Consider the following 8,091-nt stretch of genomic DNA (forward strand, 5'->3'; position numbering starts at 1 on the left):
ATGAAGGGGGCGGAAACGGAGCGCCTGCCGCCAACCCTCAGGCAGCTACGGGTCTGGGTTGGGGCGATCGGGCGGAGCGGTTCTTCACGCGGCGCATCGGCAGGTTGCGGCAATGGCGCTTGAAATAGACGATCTCCAGCAGGGTCGGCCAGATTTCGAGCGAGGAGCGGATCAGCCCGACCTCATCATCGACCATGCGGCTGACATTCTGCTGGAAGAAATCCGGCTCGAAATCATAGAAGGTGCGTGACAGGCCGGCGGCAAAATGGCCCAGCGCATCGCGCCGCTCGGTCGTGCGCGCGTCGGCCATGCTCTTGAGCACCCGGTCATGCAAAGCGCGGGCGCTGTCCAATATCTCCTCGCTGTCCTGAAGGCTGACCGCGCCGTCATAGTCGAAGGCGATCGACCATTCGTCGGTGCGCTTGAGGCTGGTGCGGATCTTGCGCTTGAGCAGGCCGCAGATCGCCTCGTTGAACACCTCCGACGCCAGCGGATTGCGCATATAGCTGTTCTTGATGTGGGTCTGGGCGGAATCGACATGGGCCGAGACCATGTTCGACTGCTGAATCCAGAGGCGATAGATATAGTCCTCGAACCGCAAGCGCGTCGGGAAGAAGGGCGGCAGGCCGGTGCGATTGACATAGCCCGCAACGCCGCAATCCATTCGCCAGTTGAGATTGGTGAGGCAGGGGCGGAAATTGACCAGCACATAGGTATCGTTGAGCCGTTCGGCATCGACCTCGTCCGGATCGTCGAGGAACATGTCGACGAAATCGACCGCGTCGATATCGTTGGTGCCGGTGCGGAAGGTCTGCGCCATCTTCACCACCGCCGAGCGGGGCAACCGCCCTTCCTGCAGGGTCAGGCTGTTTTCCCGCGCGAAGCCGAGCGAATTGTTGGATTCCAGGTCCATCGCGCTGTCGATCACCAGTTCACCCTGGTCGTAATTGGCCGGCGCGTCGGCCACCGTCTTGCCCAATATGTCGCGGAAGGACTGGAGGATGTCGTAGGATTTGCGGCAATGGCCATTGGCGCCGCGCGGAATCGTCTTGCCCCGGCTGATTTCCCGTTCGCCCAGCGTTTCCGGGCTGTCCTCGATCAGGGCATAGGGGCGCATGTCGTCGTCGGCGCTGACCATCAGGTCGCCCAGCGTATACATCAGGGTGAAGTTGCGATTGCCGCCATAGCTGGGGCGGAAGAGATTGCGGACCAGCACGTCGAGCTTGCGGTCGCGCAGCCGCTTGCAGATGTAGGAGACGAACTGCTCCTTTTCGGCGGGGCCGACATACCAGAGGTCGTTGACCGTCTTGGTCGCCTCCAGCGCGCCGAAATATTTGTCATGATTGGCGACCGAGGAATCATCGAAGACGATGATCGGCGCGGTCTGGCCGCTGCGGGCGAAATTCTCGTCATAGGCCTCGACGGTCGCGCCGACGTCGCGCAGGCGATAGGTCGGGATCACGAAATGCAGGTCGCGTTCGCTCACAAATTTGTCCTTTGGGGATATGGGAATGGGGGTCAGTCGCGCCGGGCGCGGGCGGCCAGAAAGGCCGCGAGCGGGGCGCGATCTTCGGCCAGGATCAGGGGATCGCGATGGCCGTCGCGCTGCGCCTGGCGCCGGTCGAGGTCGCGGCGCCAGCCATCGCGCAGGCGCACGCCCTGGCAGAGCAGCAATATGCCGAGGCTGGCGAAGCTGAAGCTGGCGAGGGCCAGCGCCATTTCCAGCGGCGCCGATGCAGGGCCGTCCAGGGTCAGGGCGCGATGCAGCAGCGAACTGCCGGCCGCCGCGCCGACGAGCAGCAGGCCCAGGCCGCGCCAGGCGAGATCGCGCCGGGTCATGATGCCCGGCTCCGTTGCCATGCCGGAGGAGCCGGGGTGGCGCGCGGCCGGATCGACAGGCGTCCGGTGAGCCGTGGCCGATCGCTGCGCCGCCCGGCATCGGCCGGGGTGGGAGGAGGAGGTCGGTGGGTCATGGGACAAGGGACTTAATGGCCCCCGTCGGTCAAATTCCAGCCGACCTCCGGCCAGTTTTCATAGTATTTGCATAGGGATGATCAGCGGCCGCCCAGCAGGCCGCTCTTCACCGTCAGTTGCAGCATCATCGCGCGCGGGGCGCCGAGCGAACCCAATATGTCGCCTTCGCGCACGGCGTTGGTGCCGGTGCCGGCCGCGCTCGCGCCCACCACCGATCCGCCGACGATGATCAGCTTGTTGGTGAGGTTGCGGCCGATCAACGACAATTCCCAGGGCTTGCCCGCGCCGCCATTGATCGAGAGGGCGGCGTTGAGCTGGATGTAATCATCCTGCAGCGTCCTGGGGTTGCCCTCCGTCTGGGTGACATAGGCGCTGCTGTAATTGAAATCGACCGACAGCGATCCGCCGAGCCGGTCGGCGAAACTATGGTCATAGGTAAAGCCGCCGGTGATCGCGATTTCGGGCGCGCGGAACAGGCGTTGGCCGGTCTGGTCCTGATTCTGATAGGGATTGGCCGCCGTGCCCCAGGTCGATTGCGGCAGATTGGGGTTGAGCGGATTGAGATTGCAACCCTGCGCGATCGACTGGCCCGCATAGCAGCCACCGATGAAATCGGTGTAGCGGGCGTTGTTGTAGGCGATCGCCGTGTTGAACGTCAGGCCGACGAGCGTGCGCGGCCGGATGGTGAGACTGAGCTCCGCGCCCTTGATCTCCGCCCCGCCCGCATTCTGGGTCAACTGGGTGAAGGAGGCATTGTCGTAGCGCGACAGCTGGAGCCCGCTATATTTATAATAATAGCCGACCAGATCGTAGAGGATCTGGCGATCGGCGACATAGCCCTTGGTGCCGATCTCGCCGCCCTTGGCGGTCATCTGGTCATAGGACAGGTCGATCGCGGCGCGGCTCTGATCCGCATCGGTGCGCAGCCGCGTCGGCACGGTGTTGAAGCCGCCCGAGGTGAAGCCCTCGCGATAGGCGGCATAGACGGTGCGATCGCTGTCGGGGCGCCAGGTGAGCGTCACGTCGGGCGAGAAGTCGGTATAATTCTGCTTGGGGCCGAGAATCTGGATCGGGCTGCCGAGCGAGGTGCCCGTCAGCGACTTGTCCTCCCAGCTATAGCGGCCGCCAACGGCCAGTTCGAGCGGATCGGCGATCTTGTAGCGCAACTGGCCGAAGACCGAGGTCGCCTTGGTATGGACGTCATAATAGGTCGATCCGACCACGAAGGGCGTGCCGAAATTGGTGGTGAAGGCCTGACGCGTGAGGAAATGAGCGTCCTGGAAGAAGCCACCGACGAGGAAGTTCAATGGCCCGTCATAGTCGGACGCGAGGCGCAGTTCCTGGCTGAAGCCCTTGGCGGTGATGTCGTTCGATGCACCGAAATAGGGATTGTTGGAGAAGGTGAAGCTGTCGACCGAGCGTTCGCGCAGACGGTAATAGCCGGTGACCGAGGACAGGGTATAGGCGTCGCCCAGATCCTGGTCGATGCTGAGCGAGGCGAGGAACTGCTTCGACTTCATGAACGGCACGCCATCGCCATAGCTGGGATCGCTGGCGGCGGTCGCCGGCGCGAGGATGGCGTCATAGAAATTGCGGTTGAGCGTGCAGTCGGTCGAGCCATAGCGACTGACGCCGGCGGGGCAGTAGATGATCTGGCTGAGGCCGGTGGGGCCGACGCCGTCCCGTTCGCGCTGGCCATAATTGACCTTCGCCTTGATCCGGGTCGATCCGCCCGCATCATAGGCGAGCGTGCCGCGGACGAAGACATCTTCGGAATTGAGGCTGTCGGCGCCGCGCCCCGGCGTGATGCCGGCGATCGGTTCGGCGACGTTGCGGAACCAGCCATCCTCCTTCGAATAATAGCCGACGACGCGGGCGGCGAGGCCGTCGGTCAACGGCACCGAGGCGCTGGCCTCGACAAAGCGCTGGTCGGCCATGAATTCATAGCCGGTGCGCAGCTTCGCCTCGAAATCCTTGCCCGGATCCTGGGAGATGAGCGAGACGATGCCGCCTGGGCTGTTCTTGCCGTAGAAGAGCGCCTGCGGTCCCTTGAGCACCTCGACCCGGCCAAGGTCGATCTGGCCGAGGCGGATGGCGTTGCCATAGCTGATCGGCACGCCGTCGAAATTCAGGGTCACGGCGGTTTCGGTCGAGGGATTGGAGATGCCGGCGCCGATGCCGCGCAGGTTGATCGAGCCACCGACCTGATTCTGCGATTCGGCGATGACCAGTTGCGGCACCTGCTGGCTGATCGCCTGGAAGCTGGTGGTGGCATAGCGTTCGATCTGGTCGGTCGAGAGGGCCGATACGGCAACCGGCACGTCGATCAGCCGCTCGTCACGCTTGCGGGCGGTGACGATGATCTCCCCTGCCCCGGCGTCAGCCTGGGGCGCGGGTGCGGCGGCGTCCTGCGCCTGTGCGGTTGCGAGCATCAGGGCCGGGCCGGCAGCGACAGTCGCCAGCAGACGGCCGATCAGGGCCTCCTTCATATCATCCTCCCATCGGGTCAGGCCTTGTCGACAATGCCGCAAGGCTCATTCCATTCGGGACGATTATGATCCGAGGCTAATGGTCAGGCAAATTCGCCAAATTGATCGAACTGGCCAATAATTATCAGTAAAACATGCAGATCAACATGTTGATCAATTGCGCATAAGCGCCGAATTTACGGCAATTTTGATCCGAATATCATCGGACATTTCTGTCGACATTCACGTTTCATGCACCACATCAACGCGCATCGCTTTGACGATATATGGCGATCTGCCGGCTGATCGAGATGAACGACAGAAACGAAAAAGGGGCCGCCGGGCAGGCGACCCCCTTCGATATTCCTGTCACGTCGCCCGTACGGCGAACGGGCGACGGCCGATCAGTCGGCCTTGGACTGGAGATTGACGGCCGCGTACTTGCCGCGACGATCGACTTCCAGTTCGAAGTCCAGACGGTCACCCTCGTTCAGGGCGCCCATGCCGGCGCGTTCGACAGCGCTGATGTGGACGAAAGCGTCCGGCTGGCCGTCATCACGCTGGATGAAGCCGAAGCCCTTCATGGCGTTGAAGAACTTGACCGTGCCGCTGGCGCGTTCGCCGGTCAGCTGACGCTGCGGGCCACGCTCTGCACCACCGAAACCACCGGCGCGGGGTTCGCGCGGTTCACGCGGCGGCGCACGATCGGTCACGGGGAGCGGTTCGCCGTCGATGACCAGATCGGTCGCCGACACCTTGCCACCACGATCCACCAGGGTGAAGCCGAGCGGCTGACCTTCGGCCAGACCGGTCAGACCGGCCTGCTCGACCGCGCTGATGTGAACGAACACGTCTTCGCCGCCATCGTCACGAACGATGAAGCCGAAACCCTTCTGGCCGTTGAAGAACTTGACGACACCCTTGCCTTCGCCAACGACCTGGGCCGGCATGCCGCGACCACCACCGCCGCCGCCGCCGCCAAAGCCGCCACCGCCGCCGAAGCCACCGCGGCCACCGCCGCCGAAACCACCGCCGCCGCCGAAGCCACCGCGATCACCACCGCCGAAGCCACCACGACCACGATCACCACCGCCGAAGCCGCCACCGAAGCCGCCGCGGTCACCAAAGCCACCGCCGCCGAAGCCGCCGCCGCTGCCCTGGTCGTAGAAATTGTCGTCGCCGAAACCGTCGCGCTTGTCCTTGCCGCGCCCGCCGCGGCGCCCTCTGTCAAAACTCATGCCCTGTTAGTCACTTTCGCTTCGCCCCAAGACACATTGGACAAACATGTCGGGCGAATGACATGCACAATCCACCGCAAAGTCGCGGTTTGGGAATCACTATATCAAGTTTTCCGGGCAGCGCGAATGATTTCGCATATCGGGCAAAAAGAGCGCCCGCAGCGCCGATTTACAGGCCCTATCTGCCAAAGCCTTGATTGCGATATGGCCCGTTTCCCCATAGAGGGAAAAGTCATGACCGTCCATTTCCATGAAGAAGATCTGCCCGAGGGCGTCCTTGCCCCCGGCCCGATCGCCGTCGATACCGAAACCATGGGGCTCATCACCCCGCGCGATCGCCTGTGCGTCGTCCAGATCAGCGACGGCAAGGGCGATGAGCATCTGGTCCGCTTCAACCCCGGCAGCGATTATGCCGCGCCGAACCTGAAGGCGGTGCTGGCCGATCCGGAGCGGATCAAGATCTATCATTTCGGCCGATTCGATATCGCCGCGATCCAGCATTATCTGGGCGTGGTGGCAGCCCCCGTCTATTGCACCAAGATCGCGTCGAAGCTGGTGCGCACCTATACCGATCGCCACGGCCTGAAGGAGCTGGTCCGCGAACTGCTGGGCCAGGACATCAGCAAGCAGCAGCAGTCGAGCGACTGGGGCGGCCCGAACCTGTCCGACGCGCAGAAGGATTATGCCGCGTCCGACGTGCGCTTCCTGCACCAGCTGAAGACCGAACTGGACAAGCGCCTGACCCGCGAAGGACGGATGGAACTGGCCCAGGCCTGTTTCGACTTCCTACCCCATCGTGCGGCGCTGGACCTGGCGGGCTGGCCCGAGAACGACATCTTCTCGCACATGTAAGCGACAAGGCGGCAGGCAGACATGTCCATCCAGGCCGAGCAACAGCGCAACGTCCGCCGCCATTGGGCCCGGCCGGGTGGCAGCCATGACAAGCTGGTGCGCCTGCTCAAAAATTATCTGCCGGTGGCGGTCGGCGTGCTGACCGCCCTGCTGGCCATGGCCCCCTTCACCGGCGGCGACAAGGTCAGCTTCGTGCTCGACAAGAACAAGGTCGAGGTGGCGAAGGAGCGGATGCGCGTGTCCGAGGCGCTCTATCGCGGGCAGGACAGCAAGGGCCAGCCCTTCTCGCTGCGGGCCGGTTCGGCCGTGCAGAAAAGCTCACGCGAGCCGATCGTCGACCTGAACGACATGGCCGCGCGCATCCTGCTGCCCGAAGGACCGGCGGTGCTGAACGCGCAGAAGGGCCGTTACGACATGGAGACCGAGCGAGTCGCGATCGTCGGCCCGGTCCAGTTCGAGGCGGCCGGCGGATATCGGCTGGTCACCCGCGACGTCGGCATCGATTTGCAGACGCGGCGGATGAAGAGCGCGGGCCGGGTCGACGGGCGCATCCCGATCGGCACGTTCAGCGGCGACCATCTGGAAGCGGACATGAATGCACGCACGGTCACGCTCAACGGCCGGGCGACCTTGCGCATCGAACAAAATGGCCTCAAAGGGCAAAAGTGATGAAACGCACCCTCATCCTGCTGTCGACCGTTGCGCTGGGCGCGACCGGCCTCCTCTACGCCGGCGCCGATGCGCAGGTGTTCAAAAATCATGACAGCAATGCGCCGGTGAACTTCACCGCCGACCGGATCGAGGTGCAGGACCGCGCCGACCGGGTGGTGGTATCGGGCAATGTCGAGGTGACGCAGGCCGGCATGACGCTGAACGCCGCCCGCATGACCGTGGCCTACAAGCAGCAGCCCAATGGCGCGGCGAACACCGGCAATGGCGTGGAAATCCAGCGCATCGACGCGTCGGGCAATGTCGTCATCACCAAGGCCGACCAGACCGCGCGCGGCAATGTCGCCATCTATGACCTCAATGCCAAGCTGATCACCATGGTCGGCAATGTCTCGCTGACTCAGGGCGTCAACCGCCTGACCGGCGGACGGCTGGTGATGGACCTCAACAGCGGTCGCACCACGGTCGACGGCCGCTCGACCGGCGGCGCCGGCACATCGACCAGCCCCAGCGGCCGCGTGTCGGGCACCTTCACGGTGCCGCAGCGCAAGAACTGATCCGGGGCCCGCAGGCTAGGCGACGCGTTTCAGGCGGTCCAACGGCTGTCGATTGGCGTCATTGATGCCGGGCTTTGGCGGCTAACGACCGATAGTGTTGAAGAAGTCGGTGATTACCAGTTTCTGACGTTGGGACGAAGTCGGTTCCCGGTGTCACGCTGGGGCAATAGCCGACTGGATCGGGATGAGTTTCGCGAGCTTGCGTAGGTTCTGGGCTGTGGCTGCTAAGTGAAACTCATTTTTTGCGCTATTTGGTCCTCGTAGGCGCAAGCGATCGAGCTTCAGGATACGCTTGAGATGGGCAAACAGCATTCTCGACCTCCTTTCGCTCGC

General features: G+C 63.6%; 8 protein-coding genes. 3 read left to right on the forward strand and 5 right to left on the reverse strand.

Annotated features, from left to right (window positions below; all coding sequences use genetic code 11):
- Window positions 1-37 precede the first annotated feature (37 nt).
- From ACUCV3_RS06330 to ACUCV3_RS06345, 4 genes are all read right to left on the reverse strand, one after another.
- Window positions 38-1,486, reverse strand: coding sequence for a hypothetical protein (locus ACUCV3_RS06330; RefSeq protein ID WP_482240432.1), 1,449 nt, complete (start codon window positions 1,484-1,486; stop codon window positions 38-40).
- A 32-nt stretch (window positions 1,487-1,518) separates the two neighbouring features.
- Window positions 1,519-1,839, reverse strand: a complete 321-nt coding sequence (locus ACUCV3_RS06335) for a hypothetical protein (protein ID WP_097385715.1) — start codon at window positions 1,837-1,839, stop codon at window positions 1,519-1,521.
- A 215-nt stretch (window positions 1,840-2,054) separates the two neighbouring features.
- Window positions 2,055-4,463, reverse strand: coding sequence for a TonB-dependent receptor (locus ACUCV3_RS06340; RefSeq protein ID WP_482240433.1), 2,409 nt, complete (start codon window positions 4,461-4,463; stop codon window positions 2,055-2,057).
- 383 nt (window positions 4,464-4,846) lie between these two features.
- Window positions 4,847-5,680, reverse strand: a complete 834-nt coding sequence (locus ACUCV3_RS06345) for a cold-shock protein (RefSeq protein WP_482240434.1) — start codon at window positions 5,678-5,680, stop codon at window positions 4,847-4,849.
- 234 nt (window positions 5,681-5,914) lie between these two features.
- On the opposite strand from ACUCV3_RS06345, the gene ACUCV3_RS06350 reads away from it, so the two are divergent.
- The 3 genes from ACUCV3_RS06350 to ACUCV3_RS06360 are packed head-to-tail and all read left to right on the forward strand — an operon-like array spanning window position 5,915 to window position 7,758.
- Window positions 5,915-6,532, forward strand: a complete 618-nt coding sequence (locus tag ACUCV3_RS06350; RefSeq protein ID WP_010338324.1) for a ribonuclease D — start codon at window positions 5,915-5,917, stop codon at window positions 6,530-6,532.
- A 21-nt stretch (window positions 6,533-6,553) separates the two neighbouring features.
- Window positions 6,554-7,201 (forward strand): hypothetical protein, encoded by a 648-nt coding sequence (locus ACUCV3_RS06355; RefSeq protein WP_004208264.1) that lies wholly within the window; start codon window positions 6,554-6,556, stop codon window positions 7,199-7,201.
- A complete protein-coding gene (locus ACUCV3_RS06360; RefSeq protein WP_004208265.1) occupies window positions 7,201-7,758 on the forward strand; it encodes an LptA/OstA family protein in 558 nt (185 codons plus the stop codon). Before ACUCV3_RS06355 ends, ACUCV3_RS06360 begins: the two co-directional genes overlap by 1 nt.
- A 153-nt stretch (window positions 7,759-7,911) precedes the next feature.
- Here the strand turns inward: ACUCV3_RS06360 and ACUCV3_RS06365 are convergent.
- Window positions 7,912-8,091: transposase (locus ACUCV3_RS06365; RefSeq protein WP_482240435.1), on the reverse strand; the 180-nt coding region annotated here is incomplete at its 5' end.

The organism is Sphingobium sp. VMM (assembly GCF_056790315.1).

What these genes read in the sequence shown, in the direction of transcription:
- ACUCV3_RS06335 (WP_097385715.1), bottom strand. Translation starts at nt 1,839, where the DNA reads ATGACCCGGCGCGATCTCGCCTGGCGCGGCCTGGGCCTGCTGCTCGTC.
- ACUCV3_RS06340 (WP_482240433.1), bottom strand. Translation starts at nt 4,463, where the DNA reads ATGAAGGAGGCCCTGATCGGCCGTCTGCTGGCGACTGTCGCTGCCGGC.
- ACUCV3_RS06345 (WP_482240434.1), bottom strand. Translation starts at nt 5,680, where the DNA reads ATGAGTTTTGACAGAGGGCGCCGCGGCGGGCGCGGCAAGGACAAGCGC.
- ACUCV3_RS06350 (WP_010338324.1), top strand. Translation starts at nt 5,915, where the DNA reads ATGACCGTCCATTTCCATGAAGAAGATCTGCCCGAGGGCGTCCTTGCC.
- ACUCV3_RS06355 (WP_004208264.1), top strand. Translation starts at nt 6,554, where the DNA reads ATGTCCATCCAGGCCGAGCAACAGCGCAACGTCCGCCGCCATTGGGCC.
- ACUCV3_RS06360 (WP_004208265.1), top strand. Translation starts at nt 7,201, where the DNA reads ATGAAACGCACCCTCATCCTGCTGTCGACCGTTGCGCTGGGCGCGACC.